General features: G+C 72.8%; 21 protein-coding genes. 2 read left to right on the top strand and 19 right to left on the bottom strand.

The window, feature by feature from the left end; all coding sequences use genetic code 11:
* Nucleotides 1-3: 3 nt before the first annotated feature.
* The 4 genes from ACFPIJ_RS53345 to glgC all read right to left on the bottom strand — a co-directional run bounded on the left by ACFPIJ_RS53345 (nucleotide 4) and on the right by glgC (nucleotide 6,500).
* Nucleotides 4-1,341 (bottom strand): maltokinase N-terminal cap-like domain-containing protein, encoded by a 1,338-nt coding sequence (locus ACFPIJ_RS53345; protein WP_380127226.1) that lies wholly within the window; start codon nucleotides 1,339-1,341, stop codon nucleotides 4-6.
* A 15-nt stretch (nucleotides 1,342-1,356) separates the two neighbouring features.
* Nucleotides 1,357-3,090 carry a maltose alpha-D-glucosyltransferase gene (gene treS, locus ACFPIJ_RS53340; protein ID WP_380127225.1) on the bottom strand — a complete coding sequence of 578 codons (1,734 nt, stop codon included), beginning with the start codon at nucleotides 3,088-3,090 and terminating at the stop codon, nucleotides 1,357-1,359.
* Between the two features lie 19 nt (nucleotides 3,091-3,109).
* Entirely contained in the window at nucleotides 3,110-5,080 is a 1,971-nt protein-coding gene (locus ACFPIJ_RS53335; protein WP_380127389.1) for an alpha-1,4-glucan--maltose-1-phosphate maltosyltransferase, read from the bottom strand.
* A 184-nt stretch (nucleotides 5,081-5,264) separates the two neighbouring features.
* Nucleotides 5,265-6,500, bottom strand: coding sequence for a glucose-1-phosphate adenylyltransferase (glgC, locus tag ACFPIJ_RS53330; RefSeq protein ID WP_380127224.1), 1,236 nt, complete (start codon nucleotides 6,498-6,500; stop codon nucleotides 5,265-5,267).
* A gap of 61 nt (nucleotides 6,501-6,561) precedes the next feature.
* On the opposite strand from glgC, the gene glgA reads away from it, so the two are divergent.
* Entirely contained in the window at nucleotides 6,562-7,746 is a 1,185-nt protein-coding gene (glgA, locus tag ACFPIJ_RS53325; RefSeq protein WP_380127223.1) for a glycogen synthase, read from the top strand.
* Here glgA and ACFPIJ_RS53320 read toward each other — a convergent pair.
* From ACFPIJ_RS53320 to ACFPIJ_RS53275, 10 genes are all read right to left on the bottom strand, one after another.
* On the bottom strand, nucleotides 7,728-8,675 hold the full coding sequence (locus ACFPIJ_RS53320) for a hypothetical protein (RefSeq protein WP_380127222.1): 948 nt from the start codon (nucleotides 8,673-8,675) through the stop codon (nucleotides 7,728-7,730). The two genes, glgA and ACFPIJ_RS53320, sit on opposite strands and share 19 nt — an antisense overlap.
* Nucleotides 8,663-9,226: a hypothetical protein gene (locus ACFPIJ_RS53315; protein WP_380127221.1), complete on the bottom strand. Its 564-nt coding sequence runs from the start codon at nucleotides 9,224-9,226 to the stop codon at nucleotides 8,663-8,665. Before ACFPIJ_RS53315 ends, ACFPIJ_RS53320 begins: the two co-directional genes overlap by 13 nt.
* Nucleotides 9,219-9,983: a 3-oxoadipate enol-lactonase gene (pcaD, locus tag ACFPIJ_RS53310; protein WP_380127220.1), complete on the bottom strand. Its 765-nt coding sequence runs from the start codon at nucleotides 9,981-9,983 to the stop codon at nucleotides 9,219-9,221. The genes ACFPIJ_RS53315 and pcaD overlap by 8 nt, the downstream gene beginning before the upstream one ends.
* Before the next feature lie 180 nt (nucleotides 9,984-10,163).
* Complete coding sequence (locus tag ACFPIJ_RS53305; protein ID WP_380127219.1) at nucleotides 10,164-10,571, bottom strand: hypothetical protein; 408 nt, start codon at nucleotides 10,569-10,571, stop codon at nucleotides 10,164-10,166.
* Nucleotides 10,572-10,582: 11 nt separating this feature from the next.
* On the bottom strand, nucleotides 10,583-11,275 hold the full coding sequence (locus ACFPIJ_RS53300) for a class I SAM-dependent methyltransferase (RefSeq protein ID WP_380127218.1): 693 nt from the start codon (nucleotides 11,273-11,275) through the stop codon (nucleotides 10,583-10,585).
* On the bottom strand, nucleotides 11,272-12,279 hold the full coding sequence (locus tag ACFPIJ_RS53295) for a DUF2071 domain-containing protein (RefSeq protein ID WP_380127217.1): 1,008 nt from the start codon (nucleotides 12,277-12,279) through the stop codon (nucleotides 11,272-11,274). Before ACFPIJ_RS53295 ends, ACFPIJ_RS53300 begins: the two co-directional genes overlap by 4 nt.
* Nucleotides 12,280-12,331: 52 nt before the next feature.
* Complete coding sequence (locus tag ACFPIJ_RS53290; RefSeq protein ID WP_380127216.1) at nucleotides 12,332-13,201, bottom strand: BtaA family protein; 870 nt, start codon at nucleotides 13,199-13,201, stop codon at nucleotides 12,332-12,334.
* A 58-nt stretch (nucleotides 13,202-13,259) separates the two neighbouring features.
* Nucleotides 13,260-13,643, bottom strand: a complete 384-nt coding sequence (locus tag ACFPIJ_RS53285; protein WP_380127215.1) for a DoxX-like family protein — start codon at nucleotides 13,641-13,643, stop codon at nucleotides 13,260-13,262.
* Complete coding sequence (locus ACFPIJ_RS53280) at nucleotides 13,640-14,266, bottom strand: TetR/AcrR family transcriptional regulator (RefSeq protein WP_380127387.1); 627 nt, start codon at nucleotides 14,264-14,266, stop codon at nucleotides 13,640-13,642. The genes ACFPIJ_RS53285 and ACFPIJ_RS53280 overlap by 4 nt, the downstream gene beginning before the upstream one ends.
* 27 nt (nucleotides 14,267-14,293) lie before the next feature.
* Nucleotides 14,294-16,525, bottom strand: coding sequence for an ATP-dependent Clp protease ATP-binding subunit (locus ACFPIJ_RS53275; protein ID WP_380127386.1), 2,232 nt, complete (start codon nucleotides 16,523-16,525; stop codon nucleotides 14,294-14,296).
* Between the two features lie 216 nt (nucleotides 16,526-16,741).
* On the opposite strand from ACFPIJ_RS53275, the gene ACFPIJ_RS53270 reads away from it, so the two are divergent.
* Nucleotides 16,742-19,459, top strand: a complete 2,718-nt coding sequence (locus ACFPIJ_RS53270; RefSeq protein ID WP_380127214.1) for an FtsX-like permease family protein — start codon at nucleotides 16,742-16,744, stop codon at nucleotides 19,457-19,459.
* 42 nt (nucleotides 19,460-19,501) lie between these two features.
* Here the strand turns inward: ACFPIJ_RS53270 and ACFPIJ_RS53265 are convergent, their stop codons facing one another.
* From ACFPIJ_RS53265 to ACFPIJ_RS53245, 5 genes are all read right to left on the bottom strand, one after another.
* Entirely contained in the window at nucleotides 19,502-20,467 is a 966-nt protein-coding gene (locus tag ACFPIJ_RS53265) for a hypothetical protein (RefSeq protein ID WP_380127213.1), read from the bottom strand.
* Between the two features lie 253 nt (nucleotides 20,468-20,720).
* Complete coding sequence (locus ACFPIJ_RS53260; RefSeq protein WP_380127212.1) at nucleotides 20,721-21,668, bottom strand: DUF559 domain-containing protein; 948 nt, start codon at nucleotides 21,666-21,668, stop codon at nucleotides 20,721-20,723.
* A 73-nt stretch (nucleotides 21,669-21,741) separates the two neighbouring features.
* Nucleotides 21,742-23,274, bottom strand: coding sequence for a HoxN/HupN/NixA family nickel/cobalt transporter (locus ACFPIJ_RS53255; RefSeq protein WP_380127385.1), 1,533 nt, complete (start codon nucleotides 23,272-23,274; stop codon nucleotides 21,742-21,744).
* On the bottom strand, nucleotides 23,274-24,569 hold the full coding sequence (locus ACFPIJ_RS53250) for a tetratricopeptide repeat protein (protein ID WP_380127210.1): 1,296 nt from the start codon (nucleotides 24,567-24,569) through the stop codon (nucleotides 23,274-23,276). Before ACFPIJ_RS53250 ends, ACFPIJ_RS53255 begins: the two co-directional genes overlap by 1 nt.
* Nucleotides 24,570-24,629: 60 nt before the next feature.
* Entirely contained in the window at nucleotides 24,630-26,252 is a 1,623-nt protein-coding gene (locus tag ACFPIJ_RS53245; protein ID WP_380127209.1) for a DUF4331 domain-containing protein, read from the bottom strand.
* Nucleotides 26,253-26,307: the final 55 nt, after the last annotated feature.

Raw genomic sequence — 26,307 nt, 5'->3', positions numbered from 1 at the left:
CCGTCACCTGGGTTCCGTCAAAGAGCCCTTGACCAGCCGCTCGATGGACTGCAGCGGGATCCGCAGCCAGGTCGGCCGGTGCCGGGACTCGTAGGCGGTCTCGTAGACCGCTTTGTCCAGCTCGTAGGCGCACAGCAACGCCTGGTCCTCGCGGGGGTCGTAGCCAGCGGCGGCAGCATAGCCGTCGCAGAAGGCGGTCCGGTTACGGTCCACCCACTGCCGGGCCCGCTCGGCGAGGGCCTCGTCGCCCTCTTCACCGACGAGCAGCTGGTAGGCCGCGTACTCGTAGGAGCGCAACATCCCGGCGACGTCGCGCAGCACCGAGTCGGGGCGGCGCCGCTGCTCCACCGGTACCCCGGGCTCACCCTCGAAGTCGATCAACAGCCACGACTCGGGGGTGCGCAGCACCTGGCCCAGGTGCAGGTCGCCGTGGACGCGCTGGACCTTGATCGGCTCGTCGCCGGCGTTGCGGAACATCGCCTGTGCGCCCGGCACGAAGTCGGCCAGCTGCGGCACCGCCTGCACCGCGGCGTCGAGCCTGGCCAGCATCGCCTCGGCCGGCGCCGGGGCCACCTCGGTGCCGAGCTCGACGGCGAGGGTGCGGTGCACGTGTGCGACCGCCTCACCGAGCCGCCACGACTCGCCGGCGAAGTCGCCGCCGACCTCCTCCGGGTTCAGGTCGTGCTCGGCGAACAGGTCCCGGGCACTGGTCGCGGCCATCGCCCAGCCCTCGGCGGAGTTCTGCGCGTATTCGGTGACCATGGCGAGCGTGACGGGTGCGCCGCTGGGGTCGTTGCTCTCGACCGCGCCGAGGAGCCGGGCCACGTTGGGGCAGCCGGCCCGGGCGAGGATCCGGTTGAGCTCCAGGTCCGGGTTGATGCCGGGGGACACCCGCCGGAAGACCTTGAGGATCGCGGCGCTGTCGAACACGACGCTGGTGTTGCTCTGCTCCGCGTCCACGACCCGGGCCGGCGCCTGCACCGGCAGCGCCACCCCCGGCTCCGGCACGAACCGGACCCCGTCGACGGTCGCTCCGGTGTCGATCAGGCCGAGGAGCCGCTGCGCGGACTGCTCGTCGTAGAGCGCGTCGGAGCCGGTGCGGTCGCCGTCGGCCCCGATCAGCGCCGCGGCCTGCAGCTCGCTGATGACGTTGAGGTCCCAGCCGACGAACACCTGGTAGCGCTCGGTGCCGCCGTCCTCGTAGTGCGCGTCGAGCAGCACGTGGTCGACCTGGTCGAGCAGCGGCGTGACGACCGCCGGGCGGACGTCGGTCAGGGTGCGGTTACGGCCCGCGTACCACCGCTGATGCGGCAGCCAGTCGGTGAACGGCAGGGCAGTCATGATGAAGGTCTCTCCTCAGCTCTGCTCAGCCGGCGGGCCGTACAGCTGAAACCAGTAGAAGCCGTGGCCTGGCAGGGTGAGCAGGTAGGGCAGATGGCCGACGTTCGGGAACTGGACGTGACCGGTGAGCTCGATCGGGGTGTAGCCGGCCCACTGTTGCAGGTTGAGCTCGATCGGCTGCGGGAAGCGCGACAGGTTGTTGACGCACAGCACGACGTCGTCGTCGTGGATGCGCACGTAGGCGAGGACCGACGGATTGGAGCCGCCGAGCTCCCGGAACGTGCCGACGGCGAACGCCTCGTGCCGGCGCCGGACCGCGAGCATGGTCCGGGTCCAGTTCAGCACCGACGTCGAGCTCTCCTTCTGTGCCTCGACGTTGATCGACTGGTACCCGTACACGTGGTCCTGGATCGCCGGCAGGTACAGCCGTCCCGGGTTCGCCTGCGAGAACCCGGCGTTGCGGTCGGGGGTCCACTGCATCGGGGTGCGCACGCCGTCGCGGTCGCCGAGCCAGATGTTGTCGCCCATGCCGATCTCGTCGCCGTAGTACAGCACCGGCGAGCCCGGCAGCGACAGCAGCAGCGCGGTGAACAGCTCGATCTGGTTGCGGTCGTTCTCCAGCAGCGGCGCCAGCCGCCGCCGGATGCCGACGTTCGCGCGCATCCGCGGGTCCTTGGCGTACTCCGCGTACATGTAGTCGCGTTCCTCGTCGGTGACCATCTCGAGGGTCAGCTCGTCGTGGTTGCGCAGGAAGATGCCCCACTGGCAGTTCGCCGGGATCTCCGGCGTGTGCGCCAGGATCTCCGAGATCGGGAAGCGCGACTCGCGGCGCACCGCCATGAAGATGCGCGGCATCAGCGGGAAGTGGAACGCCATGTGGCATTCGTCGCCGTCGCCGAAGTACTGGACCACGTCGGCCGGCCACTGGTTGGCCTCGGCGAGCAGGACCCGGCCGGGGAACTCGTCGTCGATCACCTTGCGGCAGCGGCGCAGGAACTCGTGCGTCGCCGGCAGGTTCTCGCAGTTGGTGCCCTCGTCCTCGAACAGGTACGGCACCGCGTCGAGCCGGAACCCGTCGATGCCGAGCCCGAGCCAGAACCGCAGCACGTCCAGCATCTCCCGCTGGACCTCGGGGTTCTCGTAGTTGAGGTCCGGCTGGTGGTGGAAGAACCGGTGCCAGTAGAACTGCCGGCGCACCGGGTCGAACGTCCAGTTCGACTCTTCGGTGTCCACGAAGATGATCCGCGCGTCGGCGTAGGCGGTGTTGTCGTCGCTCCACACGTAGTAGTCGCCGTAGGGCCCGGACGGGTCCCGTCGCGACTCCTGAAACCACAGGTGCGAGTCCGACGTGTGGTTCATGACCAGGTCGGTGATGACCCGGATGCCGCGCTTGTGGGCCGCGTCGAGCAGCTCCACGAAGTCCTCGACGGTGCCGAAGTCCGGCAGCACCTTGTAGAAGTCACGGATGTCGTAGCCGCCGTCACGCAGCGGCGAGTCGTAGAACGGCGGCAGCCAGAGGCAGTCGACGCCCAGCCACTGCAGGTAGTCCAGCTGGCCGATGAGGCCCTGCAGGTCCCCGGACCCGTCGGCGTTCGAGTCGGCGAACGCCCGCACGAGCACCTCGTAGAACACCGCGCGTTGATACCAGGTCTCGTCCTTCGGCAGGATTCGCGCGTTGCCGAAGTCACTGGCGGAGGGATGCTCGACCGTGCCGTCCGTGACGTGGGTGCCTTCGACCGGATCCGTCATGTGCCACCTACCTTGCTTGTTACCGGTGACGGTGCACCGTGAACACATGCGCCGGCTCATAAAGAGGGTCGAGCCGGATCGCGTTGTGTTGTCCCCAGTCGAAGGTCGCACCGGTGAGCTCGTCGCGCACCGTGAACCGCTCGTGCCAGTCGAAACCGAGCGCGGGCATGTCCAGGGTGGTGTTACCCCACTGGACGCTGTGCGAATCCATCGACACCACGACCAGGACGGTGTTGTCGCTGTCAGGGTCCCGCTTCGAGAAGCACAGGACCTGCTCGTTGTCGATGCCGTGGAAGACCGTGTTGCGCAGCCAGTGCAGCGCCGGGTTGTCCCGGCGGACGTGGTTGAGTTTCTTGAGGTACGGCGCCAGGGACTCCCCGGCGGCCTCGGCGGCGGCCCAGTCGCGCGGGCGCAGCTGATACTTCTCGTTGTCGAGGTACTCCTCGGAACCCGGCCGGTGCAGGTGCTCGAACAGCTCGAAGCCCGCATACATGCCCCAGGACGGGCTGAGCAGGCTCGCCAGGACCGCCCGGATCTTGAACATCGGCGGGCCGCCGTGCTGCAGGTGCTCCGGCAGGATGTCCGGCGTGTTCGGCCAGAAGTTGGGCCGCATGTAGTCCGCGGCCGCGATCAGCTCCTGCACGTAGTCCCGCAGCTCCCACGCCTGCACCCGCCAGGTGAAATACGTGTAGGACTGCGTGAAGCCGTGCTTGCCCAGGCCGTGCATCATCGCGGGCCGGGTGAACGCCTCTGCCAGGAACAGCACGTCGGGCTCGACCGACTTGACCTCGTTGATGATCCAGTGCCAGAACCCGACCGGCTTGGTGTGCGGGTTGTCGACCCGGAAGATCTTCACGCCGTTCTCGACCCAGTGCAGCACGACCCGGAGCACCTCGTCGCGGATGCCGAGCGGGTCGTTGTCGAAGTTCAGCGGGTAGATGTCCTGGTACTTCTTCGGCGGGTTCTCCGCGTAGGCGATCGAACCGTCGGCCCTGGTGGTGAACCACTCCGGGTGCTCGGTGACCCACGGGTGGTCCGGCGCGCACTGCAGCGCCAGGTCCATCGCGATCTCCACGCCGGCCTCGTGCGCGGCGGCGACGAACGCCCGGAAATCCTCCAGGGTGCCGAGGTCCGGGTGGATCGTGTCGTGGCCGCCCTCGGCCGCGCCGATCGCCCACGGCGAGCCGATGTCCTGCGGGCCGGCGACCAGGGTGTTGTTCGGGCCCTTGCGGTTCACCCGGCCGATCGGGTGGATCGGCGGCAGATACACCACGTCGAAACCGAGGTCGGCGACCTGCTGCAGCCGCGGCGTCGCGGACGCGAACGTGCCGTGCGTGACCGGCTTGCCCTGCTCGTCGACGACGGCGCCCTCGGACCGGGGGAAGAACTCGTACCACGCGGAGAACAGCGCCCGCTGGCGGTCACACCAGATCGGCAGCTCCCTGGACCGGGTCACGTGCTGGCGCACCGGATACCGCCACAGCACGTCGGTCAGGCCGAGGGCGGGGGAGATCCGGGCGAACAACGGGATCGACGAGTCCGCGAGGGCCTGCGCGGCGCCGGTGACCCGGCCCCGCTCGGCCGCAGGGACACCGGTCGCCGCCTGGTTGAGCAGCACCGCGCCCTCGGCCAGGTCGTTGCCCAGGTCCTGCAGGCCCTGCCCGGCGCCGATCTTCTTGGTCACCGCGTCGTGCCAGGTCAGATACGGGTCGGAGAACGCCTCGACCGCGAACGTCCACGCGCCGACCGCGTCGGGCCGCACCGTGCCGTGCCAGCGGTCGGTGCCCGGCGCGCCCGGGCCCATCCGGGTGAACGGGCCCTCCTTGCCATCCGGGCCGATGAGGACCACGTTGCAGCCCATCATCGAGTGGCCCTCGCGGTAGGCGACCGCGGTCACCGGGACCAGCTCACCGACGACGGCCTTCGCCGGGAACCGGCCGCCCTCGACCTGCGGGGTGACCTGCTCGATCGGGAACCGGTCGCCGGTCACCACACTGGGACCGGTGGCGGCCTGCCAGGTACCCGCGGGCGCGTCGGCGACCACCACTGGATCCTCGGTGGCGAGCGCGGTCTCGGTGTCGGTCCGGGCGATGTCGAGCTTCTCGGGTGTCGGGGTACCCATGATCCTCACCGTATCGAATCCGCGCGGGGTTGGCAGCGTCAGCGTCGTTTTGCTACGGCTCGATACGTTGACCCTTGCCGATGACCACGATCCCACCCTCGGACACCGTGTAGCGGGTCCGGTCCTTCTCCAGGTCGACGCCGATTTCGGCGCCCTCGGGCACGATCACGTTCTTGTCCAGGATGGCGTTGCGCACCACGGCGTGCCGCCCGATGTCGACGCCCTCCATCAGCACCGAACCCTCGACGTGCGCCCACGAGTGGACCTTGACGTTGGGGGACACGACCGAGTTCTCCACCAGCGCACCGGAGATGACCGCGCCGGGGGAGATCATCGAGCCGACCGCCCGGCCGACCCGCTCGCCCCAGCCGTGCACGAACTTCGCCGGCGGCCACGGGCTGTTGCCCGTGTAGATCGGCCACTCGAAGTTGTACAGGTTGAACATCGGCTGCACGGCGATGAGATCCATGTTGGCCTCGTAGAACGAGTCCAGGGTCCCGACGTCGCGCCAGTAGCCCTTGTCCCGGTCCGAACTGCCCGGCACGACGTTGTTGCTGAAGTCGTAGACGGCCGCCTCGTGCTTGTCGACGAAGTACGGGATGATGTTGCCGCCCATGTCGTGCTTGCTGGACGGGTCCTGCGCGTCGCGGGTGACCGCCTCGATCAGCGCCGCGGTGGTGAAGATGTAGTTGCCCATCGACGCGAAGATCTCATCCGGCGCGTCCGGCAGCCCCCTGGCGTCGCGGGGCTTCTCCCGGAACGCGGAGATCCGCCGCCCGTCGTCGGCGACCTCGATCACCCCGAACTGGTCGGCGCTGGACAGCGGCTGGCGGATCCCGGCGACCGTCACCGACGCCCCCGACTCGATGTGCTGGCGCATCATCTGCTCCGGGTCCATCCGGTAGATGTGGTCCGCGCCGAACACGATCACGTAGTCGGGCCGCTCGTCGTTGATGAGGTTCAGGCTCTGGTAGATCGCGTCCGCGGACCCGGCGAACCAGCGCGGCCCGAGCCGCTGCTGCGCCGGCACGGGCGTCACGTAGTTGCCCAGCAGCGTCGACATCCGCCACGTCTTGGTCACGTGCCGGTCCAGGGAGTGCGACTTGTACTGGGTCAGCACGACCATCTTCAGATAGCCGCCGTTGGCCAGGTTCGACAGCACGAAGTCGATCAGGCGGTAGATCCCGCCGAACGGCACGGCCGGCTTCGCCCGGTCAGCGGTCAAGGGCATCAATCGCTTGCCCTCGCCGCCGGCGAGGACGATCGCGAGGACTTTTTTGGCGGCCATGGTCGAGACGCTAAACGTGTCCGGCGTGTTGCGCCAGACGAACCCAATTAGTCTTTGCAACGTGCGCGTAGACCTGCTTACTCGAGAGTATCCCCCCGACGTCTATGGCGGTGCCGGCGTTCACCTGGAGTATCTGGCGCGTGAACTGCGCCGCCTCCCCCTCGACGTGCGCGTGCATTGTTTCGGTGCCCCTCGCAGCGAGGCCGGGGTGGTCGGCTACCAGGATCCGCCGGGACTGCACGGCGCGAACGCCGCCCTGCGGACCATGGGCGTCGACCTGGAGATGGCCGCCGGTGCGTCCGGGACCGACCTGGTGCACAGCCACACCTGGTACGCCAACTTCGCCGGGCACACCGCCAAACTCCTGCACGGCGTCCCGCACGTCATCACCAGCCACAGCCTCGAGCCGCTGCGCCCCTGGAAGGCCGACCAGCTCGGCGGCGGCTACGCGCTCTCGTCCTGGTGCGAGCGGACCGCGATCGAGGCCGCCGACGCCGTCGTCGCCGTCTCCGCCGGGATGAAGGCCGACGTGCTCAAGGCGTACCCCCGCGTCGACCCCGACCGCGTCCACGTCATCTACAACGGCATCGACACCGAGCAGTACGCGCCGGACCCCGGCACCGACGTCATGACCCGCCTCGGCGTCGACCCCACCCGGCCCAGCGTCGTCTACGTCGGGCGGATCACCCGCCAGAAGGGCCTGCCGTACCTGCTGCGGGCGGCCCGGCGGCTGCCCGCCGACGTGCAGCTGGTCCTGCTCGCCGGGGCGCCCGACACCCCGGAGATCGCGGCCGAGGTGACCGCGCTCGCCGACGACCTGCGCGCCACCCGCTCCGGCGTCATCTGGGTCCAGGAGATGCTGCCGAAACGCGAGGTCATCCAGGTTCTCACCCACGCCACGCTGTTCGTCTGCCCGTCGATCTACGAACCGATGGGTATCGTCAACCTGGAGGCCATGGCCTGCCAGACCGCGGTCGTGGCGACCGCCACCGGCGGCATCCCGGAGGTCGTCGCCGACCGCGAGACCGGGCTGCTGGTGCCGATCGAACAGGTCAGCGACGGCTCCGGCACGCCACTGGACGACGCCAAGTTCGTCGCCGACCTCGCCGACGCGATGAACGAGCTCCTGGAGGAGCCGGCCAGGGCCGCCGAGTTCGGCCGGGCCGGGCGGCAGCGGGCCCTCGACCACTTCTCCTGGTCGGCGATCGCCCAGCAGACCCTGGACGTCTACCGCTCGGTGTCCTGATCCGCGCAATGGTGCTGGACCGCCCACGCGAGGCGGTCCAGCCAGCTCTCCGGGTCGTGGACGGGATGGCTGGACCAGTCGACGGCCATCGTGCGGACCGCGGCCGGGTCGAGGGACGGCAGCAGGCGGCGCAGCCGGGGTGAGAGGGTGACCCCTTCCAGCTCGCCGAGCAGGACCGCGTCGTAGACGTCCTTGCCGCCGGCGGCGCCCTCGCGGCCCAGGTCGTCCGACAGCCACCGCAGCTTCCACAGCAGGGACAGCGCCCGGCTCGCCGTCCACGCCGTCGTCGGGGTGCCGCCCGAGCCGCGCGGGACCGCGGTCAGCACCGGCGGCTCCGGCAGCGTCTCGTCGTAGGAGAAGTCGAGCTGGACGTCGCCGGTCAGGTCGCCGGCCTGCCACGGGATGTGCACCCGGGCGCCGGCGAACTCGCGGTAGTCGAGGTTGTGGGCGGCGTAGTCCCACTCGCCGTCGGGCACGGCGTTGGCGACGTCGAGGACCGCCCCGCCCGGCGTCCGGGGCCGCCGCCCGAGGGCCTCAAGGACGGTCAGGTGCGGCTGGTCGACGTCGTCGATGTCCGCCGCGTGAATCCAGGTCAGGCCGTCCGGCGGCAGCAGGGCCCGGACGCCCCCGGTCGCCTCGTCCTGGAACTCCCACGGCTGGGCGCGGCCGGCGCCCTGCGTCGCCTCCGGCCAGTACTGGACCGGGTCGATCCGCTCCACGTACGGGTACGGGTCGCGGCCGTCCAGCCCCCGCACCGCCACCGGCAGGACCACCCAGTCGAGGTCGCCGGGCGGGCGGGCCCGGCCGCCGACCCACGCGGGCATCGTCATGCTGCCCCGCAGGACGAGCGAGTCGCCGACCGGGTCGGCGGCGACGACGGCCAGGACGTGGTCCAGGACCTCCCGGTGCGCGGCGGTCAGCGGATCCATCCGGCGTCCAGCTCCGGGTTGTCGTCGACCAGCACGTACTCCTCCTCGACCTCGACGAGCTCCAGACCGGTGTCGGTGAGCGCCGCGATCAGCGCGTCGAGGCGCCCCCGGGCCTGCGGGCGACCCACGTCGTGGCAGCGTTGCGTGACGAACCGCTCGTGCCGGCCGTCGTCGCGGGCCCGACGGGCGTTGCGGGACAGGTGGGCGCCGTGCCGCACCGCCACCGACCGGGCCACGTCGATGTCGGCGGCGGCCAGGACCAGCTTCACGTGATGCTCGAAGTAGCCCGACGGCACCGCCGCGTGCCACGGCGCGGCCTCGATCTTCACCCGCCGCACCGTGAACCCGTCGTCCCGCAGCTGCCTGACGAGGGTCGCGGCCGCCGCGCGCCGGCCGGCCAGGTCGCCGCGGCCCCGGCTGGTCAGCATCGGCTGGTCGGCGGTCGCGCCCCGGTCCAGCTCGATCCTCGTGTATTTGAGGCCGTGCGCCGCGGCCCAGTCCGCGAGGCGGTCGTCGGGCGCGACCGTGAAGTGCGTCTCGAAGTCATCCACGGACGTGGTCCTTGATGAGCTGGCCGATCACCACCGCCTGCTCGACGTTGGCGAGGTGGGCCGCACCCGGCAGCACCACGAGCCGGCTGCCGGCGATGCCCGCATGGATGCGCTCACCGTGCTCCGGCGGGGTCGCCGGGTCGTCGGCGCCGGCGATGACCAGGGTCGGCGCCGTGATCCTCGGCAGGTCGTCGCGCAGGTCCATGCCGCCGATCGCCTCGCAGCAGCCGGCGTACCCCTCCGCCGGGCAGGCCGCGATCATCGCCCGGTACGGCGCGACCTTCGCCGGCAGCGCCGCCCGGAACCGGGGCGTGAACCAGCGGCCGAGGACGGCGTCGGCGATGCTGCCCATGCCGGCGGAGCGGACCTGCTCGGCGCGGGCGGCCCAGCCGTCGGCGGGCGGCAGGTGCGCCGCGGTGCAGATCAGCACGAGCCGATCGATGCGGTCCGGCGCGTTGGCGGCCAGCCACATGCCGACCATCCCGCCCAGCGACAGCCCGCAGTAGGACGCCTTCGCGATGCCGAGCCGGTCGAGCAGCGCCAGGACGTCGCGGCCCAGGTCGTCGAGCCGGTACGGCCCGGGCGGTGCCGGCGACGCACCGTGGCCGCGGTGATCGAAGCGCACCACCCGCAGGTCGGCGAGCGCGGGCAGCTGGGGGCGCCACATGTCGAGATTGCTGCCCAGCGAACCGCCGAGCAGCAGGACCGGCGCGCCGGGGGGTCCACTGGTGCGCTGGAACAGCGTCGTTGCCGTCACCGCGTCGTTGTACCACGCCCGCCCCCATACCGGTCTGTGGCGGCGGTTCGGGGTGAACAATGCCCCTGCGGTCGGGTGCGGCTCAGTGTTCGAGCGGCGCCCGGTTGGGTGCTGCTCAGCGGGCCAGCGGCGCCCGGTTGGGTGCCGCTCTGTTCGAGCGGCGCCCGGGTTCGGTGCGGCTCAGTGCGCGAGCAGCGCCGTTGCGAAGACGGCGACGACCCAGGTCCACAGCAGCGCGAACCCCGCGTAGCCGGCCCGGTGGAGCCGCGACCCGCGCCAGGTCGCCGGCGGGAACGCCACGAACTGGGCCGCCCACCGCAACCCCCAGAACACGCACTCGGCGCCGAGCACGGCCTCCTGCACCCGCCCGGGCGCCAGCAGATCCGGGGCCAGCAGCAGCGGCGCCAGCCCGAGCAGCACGCACATGACCCCGATGAAGAACGTGTGGGTGTACAGCACGTGCCTGGTCAGCGGCGCCAGCGCGGCGAACTGCGGCCGCCAGGCAAGGACCCGGGGCAGCGCCACATGCCCGACCCCGAGCCCGACGAGGACCGCCCCGACGAGCCGCAGCTGCACGTCGATGCTCATCGCCGCCCCGCTCATCGCTGGAACACCAGGGCCCGCACCAGCGGCGTCATCGTCGCCTCGCCCGCCGGGGTGAGCCGGGCCTGCCGAGCCAGCCGCAGCCACTCCCGGCGCGGATAGAAGTGCCAGGCGCCCGGCCCGTACGCGGCGACGGTGACCGCGTCACGGCAATGCTCGACGAGCACCAGGTGCCCGCCGGGCCGCAGCACCCGGGCCACCTCGGCGAACAGGGCCCGCCGCTGGGCCGGTTCGCGCAGCTCGTGCGCGGCGAACGCGAGGAAGACCACGTCCTGATCCGCGCCGGCGACCGGTAGCGCGGCCACCGACGCGGGCACCGACCCGGCCGGGGGAGGGTTGAGACGTCGCGCCCGGCGCACCGAGTGCTCGGTCATCACCACAGGGTCGTAGCAGTCCAGCAGGGTCGGCTCGGCGCCCGGCAGCAGGCCGCGCAGCGTCGGGCTGATCTCGTCGAGCCCGGTGCTGACCACCGCGTACCGCGTCGGGGCGGGGATCAGGTCGAGCGCCCAGCGCCAGTGGTACAGGCTGCTGCGGTCGTAGACCCACCAGGTGGCGGCGAGGCTGACCGCGACCCCGGCCGCCCCCGGGACGGCGAGCAGGCGCCACGGCCAGGGGAGCGCGGCGATGATGAGCAGCGCGGCGAGGGCGGCGACGTACTTGGGCCAGTTGTAGCGGACCATCCGGGTCATTGCACACTCCCGTCCAGGCCCCGGCGGACCCCGCGGTGCCAGCCGTAGTCGAGGTCGGCGACGTGGAACGCCTGCGCCAGGATCGGCTCCGTCCCGGTGAACGGCCCGCGTTCCAGGAAGGTCTGCCGGGTAACTCGGACCGCGACCGGCTCCGGCGTCCACGCACTACGGTGAGCCTTGACCACGATGATGGAGTTCGTCGCCGCTTCATGATCGAAGGTGTAGGGCAACGGCCCAGCAAACCTGCGCGCCGCACCAGCTCCGACGGAGGGTGACGGGCTGGTGACGCTTTCGGAGATCGATTTCCGGGGGTGGTGTACGGTGCCTAGGAGGCTGTCGCGCCGCGCCGAACCCCCACTGCGGATCCTTACGGACGCCGATGCCGCGTCGAACGGTGACCTTGAGCTCGCTGCGGACATCGATCCCGCGTCGACCGGTGACCCCGGGGTCCTTGGGGTCGGCGGTGAGGTCCTTGGGATCGGCGGCTCCGCGTCGAACGGTGACCCTGGCGGCAATGGCGCAGGCCGGGACGCGAGGTCGGCGATGACGGTGAGGTCCGCGCCGCCGTCGCGGCTGTCGACGGTTGCGGTCAGCGTCGTGCCGTCGAGGGTGAGCCGGACCCGGGCCAGGTGGTACCGGTATCTGGTGAGGAGGTTACCGACGGCGGCGAGCGCGGGCCGGTGGGTGTCGCTGCGCAGGATGTACAGCCCGCGCATGGTCTTGCCGGCCGGGGTCGGGAACCTGGTGAAGATCCGGTAGCCGGTGAGGACGGCGTCCAGGCCGAGCCCGGCCGGCAGCGGCGCGGGTCGCAGGCCGAGGGTCGACACGATGCCGACGGCGACGAAGCCGTGCGTGGTTCCGTTCGGGGCGGTGTACGTGTCGAGGGTCAGCCCGGCCGGCAACAGCGGCTCGAGGACTGCCGGGGGCAGCGCGTACGTGAGGACGAGCGAGTGCCCGAACCGGGTGCGCATCGGCAGGGGGTGCCGGCGGATGGCGTGCAGCATGCTCACGCTCCTTGGGTGAGCGGGTGGAGGCGGACGGCGGCGCCCAGCATGGTCACGCTCCTTGGGTGAGCGGGTGGAGGCGGACGACGGCGCCCCAGAGCAGGGAGCGGTCGGGCAGGGGGTCGCCGGGGAGCGGGGATTCGGTGCCGAACGTGCGCAGCACGACCGGGCCGCCGGGGCGGACACCGTGCCGGAGCGCGTTGCGGAGCTCGGCGGCGAACGCGGGTGGCGGGCCGTCGAGGACGTTGGAGAGGGTGGCGGCGTCGTACCAACCGCGCGGGACCGACCGCAGGTGCTCGACGACGTCGCCGTGCACCCAGGTGACGCTCTCGGTTCCGGTCAGGGAAGGGGCGATGGCGCCGTGCACCGACGTGGCGCTCTCGGTCCCGGTCGGGGAAGAGGCGGCGGGGCACTCGCGGCCCAGGAGCAGGCGCCACGCCCAGGGGTTGGTGGCGTTGGGGTGGGTGGTCAGGCCGGTGGCCAGGCGGTGGCGCAGGACCAGGTCCATCCTCGGTGGCAGCGACCGCCACAGGTCCCGGCGGACCAGGCCGGCGGAGGCGAACGCGAGACGCATCAGCGCGGCGAGCCGCGGGCGGTCCAGGTGCCGGCGCCAGTGGTCGCGCTGTGCGTCGAGGTCGTCGAGCCGTAGGAACGCGGTCATCGCGGCCGGGCGCCAGCCGGGCAGGATCGCGCCGGCGGCTCGGCGGGCGACCGCTTGCAGCCGCTCGGCGGTGCCCGTGGCGGTGGGGGCGCCGGCGAGCCTGGCCCGGGCGTACGCGAGCTGGGTGGCGCTGATGTCCACGGCGGTGACCTGGTGTCCGGCCCGGGCGAGCGCGGCGGCGGTGTCGCCGGCGGAGGCGATCGCGAGGACCCGGCCGCCGGCGGGGAAGACGCTGAGCTCGGCGCCGGGATCCTCGTACATGCGGCCGAACATCACCTGCGGTTTCCTGCCGACCGTGAGCCGGCCGCGCTGCCAGGGGTTAGCCATGAGCGGGCGCCAGGGGTTCGGCATGAGCGGGCCCGGTCAGGAGCCACGCCAGGGCGAGCAGCGCCGCGTTGGCCGTCAGCATCCGGCCCGCGTCGGCGATCTGGTCGGCCGCGAACAGCAGCCCGCCGGCGTTGAACGCGACCAGCAGAACGGTCTGCACGATCGCGGCGGCGCGGGCCCGTCGCCCCGTGAGCACCCAGACCGCGAGCGCGGTTTCCGCCACGCCGAGACCGATCAGCGCCGCCGGAGCCAGGGCCGGCGGCAGGAAGGGCACGGCGGCGACAACTGAGAGCTGGTCGCCGGTCAGGACCTTGCACCACAGTCCCTCGTGCAGCCACACCGCGGCCACCGCCGCCCGGGCGAGCCGGATCCTCATCGGGAGGACCGCCGCAGCGTGGAGCGCAGGGCGCGGCGCGCGACCGGACCGAGGCCGTCCACGACCTCCACCAGCACGGCGAGCCGCTCCAGCGCCGCGACCGCAGCGGTTGCCCCCAGAGGGTCGACACCGCCGTACAGCTCCATCCCGATGAACGTGGAGGCGACCACCCTGGCCAGCCCCGGCACGTCGACCAGGTCGGCGATCGGTGAGGTGGCGGTGAGCCGCCCGAGCACCGACTCGATCTCCGTGATCCACAGCTCGAGTCCGGCCGCGACGGCCGGGGCGAGCCGCTCGTCGGTCTGCGCGCCGGCCAGGAGCTGGGCCAGGACCGCGAGGTTGCCCGCGGCCCGCTCGGTCTGCTGCAGCTGCCGGCCGACGTCGAGGAGCTCGCCGATGCTCCGCACGGCCTCGAAGCGAGAACGGTACAGCGCGACCCGGCTCTCGGTCGCCTGCCGGCAGGCGACCGAGAGCAACTGGTCCATGGTCCCGAAGTGGTAGAAGACGAGCGCCTGGTTGACCCCCGCCGCCGTGGCGATCGTGCGTGCGGATGCCCCGGCGAGCCCCTCGTTGCCGAGGACCTTGATCGCCGCGGCGACCAGGCGTTCCTTGGTGTCGGCCACCACGTGCCCTCCAATTTGAGCAATCGCTCAACGAGGGCTATTTAAGCACATGCTCAAAAACGTGAGAAGGCCGTCTTCATCACAGTCGATCGTCACGGTGTCCCCGGCCCGCAGTTCGTCGAGCAGGATCCGCTCCGACAGCGGGTCCTCGACCTCCCGCTGCACGGTCCGCCGCAGCGGCCTGGCGCCGAGCACCGGGTCGTGGCCGCGCTCGGCGAGGCGCTGCCGGGCCTGCGGCGTCACGACCAGACCGATGTCGCGCAGCGCCAGCCGCGCCGCCACGTCCAGCAGCATCCGGTCCACGATGCCGGCGATCTCGGCGGGGCCGAGCTGGTGGAAGACGACGGTGTCGTCGATCCGGTTCAGGAACTCCGGCCGGAAGTGCCGTTTGAGCTCGTCGTCGACCTTCTGCCGCATCCGCTCGTACTGCGGCACCGCCGAGGACTGGAACCCCGCCTGCAGCTGCAGGTCGCGGGTGCCGAGGTTGGTCGTGAGGATGAGCACCGTGTGCTTGAAGTCCACGACCCGGCCCTGCCCGTCGGTGAGCCGGCCGTCCTCCAGGATCTGCAGCAGCGCGTTGAAGACGTCGGGGTGCGCCTTCTCCACCTCGTCGAAGAGCACCACCGAGAACGGCCGGCGGCGCACCTGCTCGGTCAGCTGGCCGCCGTCGTCGTAGCCGACGTAGCCGGGCGGCGCACCGACCAGCCGCGACACGGTCGCCCGGTCGTGGAACTCCGACATGTCCAGCTGGATCAGCGCGTCGGAGGTGCCGAACAGGAATCCGGCGAGGGCCTTGGCCAGGGATGACTTCCCGACGCCGGACGGGCCGGCGAAGATGAACGACCCGGCCGGGCGGCGCGGGTCCTTCAGCCCGGCCCGGGTCCGGCGGATCGCCCGGGACACCGCCGCGACCGCGAGGTCCTGCCCGACGAGGTCCTCGTGCAGCGTCTGCTCCATCCGCAGCAGCCGGGCGCTCTCCTGCTCGGTCAGCCGGTGCACGGGGATGCCGGTCCACGTGGACAGCACCGCCGCGATCTCGTCCGGGCCGACGACCGCGGCACCGGACGTGCCCGCCTCGTCGAGCAGGTCGATCGCCTTGTCCGGCAGGTGCCGGTCCGCGATGTACCGGTCGGCCAGCAGCGCCGCCGCCCGCAACGCCGCGTCGGTGTACGTGACACCGTGATGCGAGGCGTACCGCTCCCGCAGCCCGTGCAGGATCAGCACCGTGTCCTCCGCGGTCGGCTCGGCGACCGGCACCGGCTGGAAGCGCCGGTCGAGCGCCCCGTCCTTGGTGATGTACCGCCGGTACTCCTCGTCCGTCGTCGCCCCGATGGTGCGCAGCTCACCCCGCGCCAGCAGCGGTTTGAGCAGCGACGCCGCGTCGATCGCGCCCTCGGCCGCGCCCGCCCCGACCAGGTTGTGGATCTCGTCGATGAACAGGATGATGTCGCCGCGCGTGCGGACCTCCTTGGTGACCTTCTTCAGCCGTTCCTCGAAGTCGCCCCGGTACCGCGAGCCGGCAACGAGAGCGCCCAGGTCCAGGGTGTACAGCTGCCGCCCTTTGAGCGATTCGGGCACGTCACCGGCGACGATGCGCTGCGCGAGGCCCTCCACCACGGCGGTCTTGCCGACGCCCGGCGCGCCGGTCAGCACCGGGCTGTTCTTGCGCCGCCGGGACAGCACCCGGATGACCCGCTCCACCTCGGCGGTCCGCCCGATCACCGGGTCGAGCAGCCCGTCGCGGGCGGCCGCGGTCAGGTTCACCCCGAACTGGTCGAGCACGGCGGAGGGTGCGGTCGTAGCATCCGGCACCGGGGCCGACGGGTGGCCGGACAGCAGCTGGATCACCTGGGCGCGCAGCCGGTTGAGGTCGGCACCGAGGCGGATCAGGACCTGCGCCGCGACGCCCTCACCCTCCCGGACGAGGCCGAGCAGGATGTGCTCGGTGCCGATGTAGTTGTGCCCGAGCTGCAACGCCTCGCGCAGCGCGAGCTCGAGGACCTTCTTGGCCCGCGGCGTGAACGGGATGTGCGCGCCCGACGCCTGCGAGCCCAGGCCGATGACCTCCTCGACCTGCCGCCGCACGTCCTCGACGGACACGCCGATGGCGTCGATGCTCCTGGCCGCCGCGCCGTCGCCCTCCTGGATGAGGCCCAGCAGCAGGTGTTCGGTGCCGATGTAGTTGTGGTTGAGGATCCGGGCTTCCTCCTGCGCCAGCACGACGGCGCGTTTGGCCCGGTCGGTGAACCGCTCGAACATGACGATCACGCCTTTTCGGCGGGGCCCCACGCACCCGGCATCCGCACGGAACGGATGCGCTGAGTCGGAGCCTCTTGGCCGCCGGCGGAGGCGTGGGCTCCGTCGATCCGCGGCACGGGCAGGCGCGCTGCCACCCCAACCATAGCCGACCGTTGACAGTCGGTCACGGGAGGCGGCAAGCTGGCCGGAGAGCGCTCTCTGACGGGGGAGAGATCGATGGTCCTTGCTCAATTGCGTCATCAGCGGGGGCGGTTCGTCGCCACGCTGCTGGCCGTCGCGGTCGCGGTCGCCGGGTTCTCGCTGCTGCTGTCCGCCGCCCGCGGCGCGCAGGTGCGGGCGACCGGCACCGTGCAGGCGAACTTCCGCCCGCTGTACGACATCCTCGTGCGACCCGCGGACGCCGGCGCCGGGCAGATCGGGTTCGACCAGGTCGGCACCGGTCGCGGCGGCATCACGATGCAGCAGTGGCACGACATCCTGGCCCTGCCGGGCGTCGCCGTCGCCGCCCCGCTCGCCGCCGTCGGCACGTTCATGCAGCCCGTGCGCCTGCCCGTCGACCTCACCGGGCAGCTGCGGCCGGGCGCTGCGCAGCAGGCCCTGCGGGTCCGGCCGACCTGGGTCACCGACCGCGGGCTGACCAGCGTCACCGACGGCGCGATCTACCTCTGGGTCACCGGCGACGTCCTGGAGTTCCAGCCCGGCGAGCCGTGGGAGCAGGGCCGCATGTATGAGGGCGACGAGATCCCCGAACGCGAGCACATCTGGCGGATCGGCGCCGACGGCTCCCGCACCGAGGTCTGCGAGCCGCTCGCCCACCAGATCGGCGTGACCGATCCGCTCGACCCGAAGCACCGGCGCGCGCTGTCCTGCTGGTCCAGCGACCCCCGCTCCACCGTCGCGCAGCCCCGGCGGGCCGAGGTGTACGTGGCGTTCACCGTGCCGATGGCCATGGCCGCCGTCGACCCCGCGCAGGAGGCCCGCCTCAACGGGCTCGACGCGACCGCCCTCACCCGCCCCGCCGCCCCCGGCGAGGTGCCCGTCCTCGCCTCCACCAGCCCAGCCGTGGACCGGCAGGTCAGGTTGCGCATCGACCGGCTCTCCGACGGTTCCGCCGCCTCCGGTGCGGCAGGTGCACGCCTGGACAACCTCATCGGCGACTTCGAGGCCGATCCCGGCAGCACCGTCGACGAACGCACCGTGGACGTCTCCGACGTCTACCAGCAGCTGCTCGCCGACCTCAGCGCGCCCGAGCAACACGCCCCGGAGTGGGGGCGTTCACCGGCCTGGGTCGGGCAGTACTGGATGCCCGGCCCGGCCGGCGCGGCCCGCCCGGCCACCGGCGACTGGGGCGGCGCCGCCGACGACGAGGTCTGGTACAACCCACTGCCCCTGGAGCTGACCGACCCCCAGGTCCGCGCGCTGCCCCGGGTCGGCGCCGAATACACCGGCCCCAACTCCATCCGTCCCGTCACGCTGCGGGGTGTCGGCGCGTTCGACCCGGGCACCCTCGACGCCGGCCCGCCCCTGGCCACGCTGCCGGCCTCGCTCACCGGCGACCCCGCCCTCACCGGCGCCGACGCCGCCTCGCGCACCGCCCTCGGCAACCAGGCCCTGCTGCCCGGCGGCAACATCGGCGGCCCGGCGGGCGCTCGGCCGACACTGATCACCAGCCTGTCGGCGATGTCGGCGCTGCGCAGCCCGCCGTACACACCGTCGTCCACCGCTGCGTCGGCGGCGTTCGCCGAGGCGCCGATCGGGACGGTGCGGGTGCGCGTCACCGGCGACGTCGGGATGGACGACCTGTCCCAGGAGCGGGTCCGGGCCGTCGCCGAGCGCATCCAGCAGGCGACCGGCCTGCGGGTCGACCTGACCGTCGGCTCGTCCGTCGCGCCCGCCGACCTGGCCGTGCCGGCCGGCGTCCACGGCCGCCCCGCGCTGACGGTCGACCAGTCGTGGCTGCGCACCGGCGTCGCGACCGTGGTCGTCTCCGCGATCGACCGCAAGAGCCTCCTGCTCGCCGGCCTGGTCCTCGTCGCCTGCGTCCTCGCCGTCGCCAACGCCACCGGCGCCGCGCTGCGCGCCCGGCACACCGAGCTCGCCGTCCTGGCCTGCCTCGGCTGGCCCGGCCGCCGACTGTTCGGCCTGGTCCTGGCCGAGGCCCTCGCCCTCGGGCTGTCCGCCGGCCTGGCGGGGACCGTGATCGCGCTGGCCGCCGCCCCGGCGCTCGGGATCACCCTGCAATGGACCACCGCGGCCGTCGCCGTGCCGGCCGCGCTGCTGCTCAGCGTCCTCGCCGCGCTCCAACCCGCCTGGCGGGCCAACCGCACCGACCCGGTCGCCGCGGTCCGGCCGGCGGTCAGCCCGGTCCGGCGGGCCCGCACCCCGCGCCGGATCGCCGGCCTCGCCTGGACGAACCTGCTGCGCACCCCCGGCCGCACCCTGGTCGGCGTGCTCAGCCTCGCCATCGGCGTCGCCGCGCTCACGTTCCTCGCCGTGCTCACCATCGGCTTCCGCGGCACGGTCAGCGGCACCGTCCTCGGCGACGCGGTCACCGTGCAGGTCCGCGGCACCGACTACCTCGCCGCCGTCCTCACGGTCCTGCTCGGCGCGGCCGCGGTCGCCGACGTGCTGTATCGCGGCATCCGCGAACGGGCCGGCGAGTTCGCCCTCCTCGGCGCCAGCGGCTGGGGCGACCACCTGCTCGTGCGCCTCGCCGGCTACGAGGCCCTCGCGCTCGGCACGATCGGCGCGCTCCTCGGCACCGGGATCAGCCTCGGCCTGGCCTACGCCCTCGGCGGGGCGCTGCCCGGCCCGGTCTGGCTCGCGGCCGCCGGTGCCGCGGTGGCCGGCCTGCTCGTCACCGTCGCGGCGGCCACCGTCCCGCTGCGTGCCCTGCGCCGCCTGCCGACCGCCCGCCTCCTCGCCGAGGCGTGACCGGTCGTTTCGGGTTGCCTTCGGCCGGTCTTCGCTGACCGGTCAGACCTGCAGGGCGGCGGCGTCGGACTCCTGGCCGGGCAGGACGACGAGGTCCTCGGGGCGCATCGTGCGGGTCGCGGGCTCGGTGTCGAGGCGGACGTCGTATCGCAGCGGCGGCCCCACGGCACCCCAGGCCGCGCCGACGATCGTGCCGGTCGACAGCGACCCCGCGAGCCGGATCCTGGTCCCCGGGGCGTGCCCGTCGTCGGCGACGACGAGGAGCGCGTCGAGCACCTGTCCGGCGCCGTCCCAGGGGGCGCGCAGCACGTACGGCTCACCGTCGGCGCCCTCGACCGGCATCGTGAACGTGCGGCAGACCAGCGTCAGCCGGTCCGCGTCGTGGCGCACCGCGGGGCTGGCGTTGTCCTGCCCGGCCCGCAACGCGTCCTCGACCCGCCCCCACAGCCCGGCGACCCCGTCGTCGAGGACCAGCCGGGCGGCCCGGTCGACCTCCGCGCACTCCATGTCGACGGCCGTCTCCTCCCCGAGCTCCGCGGTCCAGGCGAGGTCCATCGCGGCCGGGACCAGCCCGGGCGCCTCCCGCACCACCACCAGGTAGAGCATGGCGAGGAGGTCTTCGAGCCCATCGCCGGCGTAGCAGGGACCCGCGTGGCTCTCACCCGCGGGGAACCGCTCCACCAGGTGCACGGCCCGGCCGCCGGCCAGGCGCGCGGCGCGGCGGGTGTCGTGGAGCTTCGCGGCGGCGGGCCGCAGCTCCCGGCCGATGACGGTCCACCTGCCGGGCACGCCGGACGGATACACGGTCCGGCCGAGGCTGGCGAAGGTCTCGCCCGGCCCGACGCCGGCTCCGGCGAGCTGCCGGGCGGCGACGGAGTAGGCGATGCCGGCCTGCGCGGCGTGTGCCCTGATCGCGCGCCGGCGCTTCCGGTCGCGTCGCGGCCGCCCACCCGGTGGGGTGTCGGCGCCGCCGGTGGTGGGGTGGTCCTTGTCCGCTTCGTCTGCCATCACGAGACCTCCGGCGTCGACCCACGCCCGCACCGATCGGACGGCGGAACTCCGCCGGGCAGCCTGCACCGCCGCGCTGAGTCTGAGCCTCTTGGCCTCGGGTCACGGTCGGCGTGGGCGACCGTGTCGCGGCTCAGGCAGGCGCACTGCCCACCCTGACGATACCGCCGCCCCACCGTCCCCGTCCCACCCGGCGGTGTTCGCCGACAGCGGACTCCCCGGTGGATCGCTGGAACCCGGCGGATCCTGTGGGTCAGGGCACCGAGGATCCACCGGGTTCCAAGGATCCACCGGGTAGTCGGCAGAGGGGGCCGCAGCGGGTGGGGCGTGCGGACCAGCCGGCGCGGCGGAGGAGGACGGCGATGGCGGCGGCGCTCTCGCACGGGCGGCGGCGGACGTCGGCCCAGCCGAACCGCAGCGTCATCCATCCCCGCACGGCGCTGACCTGGTCCCGGCGTCGGTCGCGGCCGGGGTCCTCGTGCGCCGCTCGGCCATCGAGCTCAACGACCAGGCCGAACGGGTCGTACTCGACATCGCTGTATGTCGTCTGTGGCTCCTGCCGCCGACGTTGCCGGATTCCGGGCGGCAGCCCGTGGGGGCGCTCGACATCGCGCAGGTAGCGCAACTCGAGCACCGAGTGGCAGCCGGCCGCGACATCGGCGACGGCGGCCGTCAACGCGTCGCGCCAGCGCAGCCGGCCACGGGTGGCGAGGGCTGCGCGGAGCCGGTCCGGGGTTGTCAGCCGGCGGGCACAGGCCCTTGCGACCCAGCCGACGGCCGTGTCGACGTCGTTCGCTGCCTGGGTCAGGTCGATGACCGTGTCCTCCGCGGTGGTGCGGGCCGGTTCCCTTGCCGGCGCGGCGACCGGGGTGTGGTGGCGACGGTGCAGCTGGACGCCGGCGACCGGGGTGATGTGCCGCTGCGACGGGACGCTGACGTGGATCGGTGGCTCCGGCCGGTCGATCAGGCCGATGAGCTCCGCAGCAGTCTGATGGCTCAGCACGGCGCCCGGCCCGGCGGTCAGCAGCGCGGCCCAGAGGACGGCCGGGCGGGTCGGCTCGCCCGAGAAGGTGTAGTACACGCCGGCGGATGCTCGCTGCCATCGGCCCGAGCTCAGCCGGGCGCGGATGTGTTCATCGGTCAGGCCGCCGGCGATTGACTGGCGGCGGGTGATGACGCCCGCTTGTTCCTCTGTTCGCACCCTGTCGAGGGTGAAACCGCCCCGGCCGGTGCGCCAGCACGAACTTGTGCCTGTGGACAACCGGCCGAGGCGGTCAGAGGGTGACGAGGGAGCGGACCGCGAGGGCGGAGCCGACGAGCAGGACCAGTGCGGCGGTGCCGGTGGGTGCGAGCCTGGTCAGCCGGTCGCTGAACCGCAGGCGGGCCGGCCACTTGTCGCGGACCTTGATGAGCAGCAGGCCCGCGGCGGTGAGGGTGCCGGCCATGCCCAGACCGTAGGCGAGCACCAGGAGCACCCCGAACCAGGTCCGGCCGAGGGCGACGGCGCCGAGCAGCACGATCAGGGCCGACGGGCTCGGCACCAGCCCACCGGCGATCCCCATACCGACCACCGCGAGCCGACTCGGCCGCCCCACCCCGTGCCCATGGTCGTGCCCGTGCTCGTGCCCATGGTCGTGCCCATGCCCGTGGTCATGAGAGTGCCCGTGGTCGTGAGAGTGGTCGTGCTCATGGGTGTGGTCGTGGTCATGGGAGTGGTCATCAGCGTGGTCGTGGTCATGCGAGTGGTCGTCGTGGGTGTGGGGAGCGTGCGAATGCGTGGACGGGCCGTGGGTGTGGCCGTGGGGGCCGTGGGAGTGTGAGTGGGCCGTGCCGCGGCGGCGGGACAGCAGCATGCTCAGGCCGATCGCCGCCACCAGCACCCCGCTCGTCACCCCCAGCCAGCCGAGCACGGTCTCCCCGGCCAGCCCCGCCGCGGTCGTCAGCAGCAGCCCGAGGAGCAGCACCCCGCCGGTGTGGGTGAGGGTGACGGTGGCGCCCACGGTGAGGGCGTCGCGGGGACGGCCCTGCCGGCCGGCGAGGTACGCGGCCATGACCGTCTTCCCGTGCCCCGGCAGCGCGGCGTGCGCGGCGCCGAGGGTGAGTGCGAGCAGCACCGCCAGGAACCCGACCCACGGCGTCAGCGCGCGCTGGGCGACCCAGCCGCGCAGCGTCAGCTCCGCCTGGCCCGCCCAGCCGGGCAGCACCGAGGCCGGAAGCGCGACCGGCGGGCGTGGGGAAGCGGCGCCGAGCGTGCTGCCGCCGGGGGCGAGGCGCAGGGTCGCGGTGCGCACGGAAGGCGGCGAGCTGAGCAGGTCGTCGGGGTAGGAGCGCAGCCCGTCGCTGCGGGACACGGTCGGCAGCGGCGAGTCGACGATGTGCACCCCGGAGGCGGTCGCGGTGAGCTCCCGCCAGCCGACCCGGTCGGCGTCGAAGTCGTTGACGACCTCCACAGTGGACTCCGTGGACAGCGGGGCCGGAGCGGACAGGTCGCATTCGAGCCGGCTGGTCCGCAGCCCGGCCGCGCCCGGCGAGTAGGTGAACGCGGCCCGGTCGATCGTCCAGGCGAGGACAGCACCGTCGACGGAGACCCGGAAAGCGGAGGCGACGGACGTACACGACGGCGAAGCCTGCAACGTCGGGAGCTCGGCGAGGTCCGCGACGTAGGCGACGCTGACCCGGTCGGGCTGGAACGTCAGCGCGCCCAACTGGTTGACGGAGAAGTTGCCGAGCGGGTGCGCCTGTGCGCTGCCGGGCCACAGCAGGACCCCGGCCGCGACCGCACAGAGCAGGACGAGCAAGCGACGCATCACGACTCCAGGGTGGCGAGGGTCCGCACCGCGATCGGCGCGTCGACGGGGGAGAACTTCGGGTTGAGGGCGAGCGCCAGGCGCAGCTGCACCAGCGCGGTGTCCTTGTCGCCGGCGGCAAGCGCCACCATGCCGTAGTGGTAGGCGAGCGTCGCGTCGACCTGGCCGAGCGCGTTGGCGTGCCGGGCGAACGGCAGCGCCGCGGCCGGGTCACCGGCGGACATCAGCGTCCAGGCGACCATGTCGGCGACCTCGCCGAACTGGCGGCGGTCCCACTCGGCGATCGCGAGCCGGGCCGCGGCGGTGGCGTCGCCCGCGGCGAGCGCGAGGGCCGCGGCGCCGAGGTCGTCGGTGCCGCCGTTGGCGGTGAAGAGGGTGTGCGCGGCGCGGGCGAGGCTCAGCGCGGGACCCGGGTCCTTGCCGGCGACCTGCAGCAGGCGGGCCTGGTCGAGCAGCGCGTCGACGGTCGGGGTGCGGGCGACGACCTTCTCCAGGTCGGCGAGCGCGGCGGTCAGGTCGCCGGCCGCGGTGTCCAGCCGCGCCTTCAGCTGCCACAGCCCGACGGTGCCGGCGTCGGCGGCGAGGCCGAGGGTCACGTGCCGGGTGGCGGTGGCGAGGTCGCCCGCGGCCCACGCGAGGCTGCCGAGGTGCTGGTGGCAGAACGCGACGTCGGCGGGTTCGGTGGCGCTGGCCAGGGCCTGCTGCATGAGCGCGACCGCCTCGGCGCGCTTGCCGTGCTGTTCGAGGTCATACGAGCCGCGGGTGTACGAGGCGAGCCCCGGCCGCAGGTCGAGCATCCGCTGCACGGCGGCGGTGGCGGCGTCGGGGTGGCCGAGCTGGGTCTCCGCGTCGGCGAGGACGCCGTATGCGGTGTCGGACCAGGCGTTCACCGCGAGGGCCTGCCCAGCGAGGTCGCGGGCGGTGGCGAAGTCGTGCCGGGCGTTGGCGAGGGCGCCGAGGCCGGCGAGGGCGGCCGCGTTGCCCTCGGGGCGCACCTCCAGGGACTTGCGCAGCGCGCCCTCGGCCTTCGGGTAGTACGCGGGGTCGGCGCTGACCCGGGACTGCTCCAGGTACGCCTCGCCGAGCGCGGCCCACGCCGTCCAGTCGCCGGGCACCTTGCGGAGCCGTTCCTGCTGCGCGGCGATCGTCGCGACCAGCCGGCTGGTCCCCTGCGGACGGTCGGGCTGGACGGACGCGGGGGTGGACGCACCGCCCGAAGGACGGCCGGCCAGTGCGCCGAGGCCGAACAGCAACGCTGCTGCCAGTACCACTCCCAGAACGATGCGAACCCGCATGACTCCTCCTCCCAAGGGGTGGGGCGCGTCCACTGTGGACGCGCCCCGGGGTTGGCAATGTCAGGGCTGGTTGATCCGGCGGCGCCGCCACCAGCCGACGAAGAGCAGCGTGCCGAGGCCGGCGGCGATCGCCGAGGTGCTGACCGCGACGGCCGTCATGCCGGTGCCGGACTCGAACGCCGACGGCGTCGTCGCGGGCTGAGCGGCCGCGGCGGTCGCGGACGGTGCAGTCCCGGTGGCGCCGGCGCCCGTGCCGCCGCCCTTGTTGACCGCCTCGCTGTTCGGCAGCGCCAGGTAGGGGAAGGCGCCTTCGAATGCGTTGTCGTTCGCGTCGACCTTGTCGCCGGCGGCGAGGGCGTCGACGAGCTTGCCGGTCTGCGCCGCACCCTCGACGGCCTGCACCGCGATGTCGACGACGTCGTCGGTGAGCCGCCGGCCGTTCGGGAAGCCCTGCAGGTCGCCGGCGAGGACGCCGAGCCGGTTCGGTGCCGCCGTGACCGGCACGCCCAGGTTGAGCCGCAGCATCTCCGACGGCCGGAAGTTGGCCGCGACGACGTCGGCGTTGTTGAGCTGGGAGTTGAGGTCGGCCTTGATCGGCCCGCCGGCCTTGGTCGTGATGCCGGTCAGGAAGATCTCGACCAGGTCGTTGCGGGGTGCCGGGGGCGCCGGCACCTTGTAGATGCCCTCGATGAGCTTCGGCAGTTCCGGGTCGGTGACCCGGGCGACGACGGCGGGGATGCCGGCGTCCTTGTCGGGGCTGATCGAGTTGAACGCGTCCTTCAGCGACGCCGGCACGACGACCTCGTTGACGAGCGGGTTGCCCAGCCGGGACACCTGCACCTTCTCGCCCGTGACGGGACCGGACTGGCCGGTCACGCGGGTCTTCGCGCGCTCGGTGGTCGTCCAGACGCCGATGACCGGGTTGCGCTTCGCGTCGCCCTTGAGGGCCACGTCGGAGAACGGCACCTGCAGGGCGATCGAGTTGACGTTGTAGCCGGCGAGGGTGTCCTGGCCGACCTCGCTCAGGTCGCCGCCGTACAGCAGGTCGAACACCCGCAGGTCCAGGTAGAACGGGTCGTCGGCCTGGCCGGCGTAGACGTTCCAGCCGCCCGGGAGGCGCTTGTTGGCGTCGTTGCGCAGCTTCGCGTAGTCGGGCATCGTGGCCTTGCCGACCCGTGACGGTGCGACCGGTGCGCCGGTGATCCTGGTCTTGAAGGGCTCACCGTGGAACGACGACTCCAGGGTGTAGGTCTGGCGCAACAGCAGGTTCTCGTCGTCCAGCGAGGTGACCGGGCCGTTGGCGTAGAGGAACGTGTCGCCGCCGCGGCGGTCGATGTTCTGGAACGTCCAGCGGAACACCGCGTCGGCCTTCGCGTCGCCGTCGCTGTCGACGTTGATGTTGTAGACGGCGTCGGTGGCGAAGGGGTAGAAGTTCGGGCCGCCGTGGGGCTCGGAGAACGGCTGCCAGTTGGCGATGAACGTGACGTAGCCGGCACGTTCGGGGCTGACGAACGCGTAGAGGTCGGTGTTGTCGACCGCCGGGTCGGCGGCGATGAGCGGCGCCTCCCGGTGGCTCGAGGCCGACGAGGTGCCGGGCCCGAGGCCGGCGAACGCCACACCGGCCGCCACGAGTGTGGCGGCGGTGGCACGCCACCGGCGACCTGCCCGGGTTGGAGTGGTCATGAGGGTGGTCCTCCCGCGTCTGGGGCGGTCCTGTGGTGGACCGCCGCACGGGAGG

Source organism: Dactylosporangium cerinum (assembly GCF_042653625.1).
Classification (GTDB): Bacteria; Actinomycetota; Actinomycetes; order Mycobacteriales; family Micromonosporaceae; genus Dactylosporangium; species Dactylosporangium cerinum.
This window is presented reverse-complemented; position numbering and strand designations above follow the sequence as displayed.

Excerpts from the sequence above, each read along its gene's own strand:
- glgC (WP_380127224.1), bottom strand. The coding sequence starts at position 6,500 with ATGGCCGCCAAAAAAGTCCTCGCGATCGTCCTCGCCGGCGGCGAGGGC.
- ACFPIJ_RS53265 (WP_380127213.1), bottom strand. The coding sequence starts at position 20,467 with ATGGCAGACGAAGCGGACAAGGACCACCCCACCACCGGCGGCGCCGAC.
- ACFPIJ_RS53270 (WP_380127214.1), top strand. The coding sequence starts at position 16,742 with ATGGTCCTTGCTCAATTGCGTCATCAGCGGGGGCGGTTCGTCGCCACG.
- ACFPIJ_RS53295 (WP_380127217.1), bottom strand. The coding sequence starts at position 12,279 with ATGCTGCACGCCATCCGCCGGCACCCCCTGCCGATGCGCACCCGGTTC.
- ACFPIJ_RS53250 (WP_380127210.1), bottom strand. The coding sequence starts at position 24,569 with ATGCGGGTTCGCATCGTTCTGGGAGTGGTACTGGCAGCAGCGTTGCTG.
- ACFPIJ_RS53345 (WP_380127226.1), bottom strand. The coding sequence starts at position 1,341 with ATGACTGCCCTGCCGTTCACCGACTGGCTGCCGCATCAGCGGTGGTAC.
- ACFPIJ_RS53320 (WP_380127222.1), bottom strand. The coding sequence starts at position 8,675 with ATGGATCCGCTGACCGCCGCGCACCGGGAGGTCCTGGACCACGTCCTG.
- ACFPIJ_RS53300 (WP_380127218.1), bottom strand. The coding sequence starts at position 11,275 with ATGACCCGGATGGTCCGCTACAACTGGCCCAAGTACGTCGCCGCCCTC.
- ACFPIJ_RS53255 (WP_380127385.1), bottom strand. The coding sequence starts at position 23,274 with ATGCGTCGCTTGCTCGTCCTGCTCTGTGCGGTCGCGGCCGGGGTCCTG.
- ACFPIJ_RS53290 (WP_380127216.1), bottom strand. The coding sequence starts at position 13,201 with ATGTACGAGGATCCCGGCGCCGAGCTCAGCGTCTTCCCCGCCGGCGGC.
- ACFPIJ_RS53245 (WP_380127209.1), bottom strand. The coding sequence starts at position 26,252 with ATGACCACTCCAACCCGGGCAGGTCGCCGGTGGCGTGCCACCGCCGCC.
- treS (WP_380127225.1), bottom strand. The coding sequence starts at position 3,090 with ATGACGGATCCGGTCGAAGGCACCCACGTCACGGACGGCACGGTCGAG.
- ACFPIJ_RS53285 (WP_380127215.1), bottom strand. The coding sequence starts at position 13,643 with ATGAGGATCCGGCTCGCCCGGGCGGCGGTGGCCGCGGTGTGGCTGCAC.
- ACFPIJ_RS53275 (WP_380127386.1), bottom strand. The coding sequence starts at position 16,525 with ATGTTCGAGCGGTTCACCGACCGGGCCAAACGCGCCGTCGTGCTGGCG.
- ACFPIJ_RS53305 (WP_380127219.1), bottom strand. The coding sequence starts at position 10,571 with ATGAGCATCGACGTGCAGCTGCGGCTCGTCGGGGCGGTCCTCGTCGGG.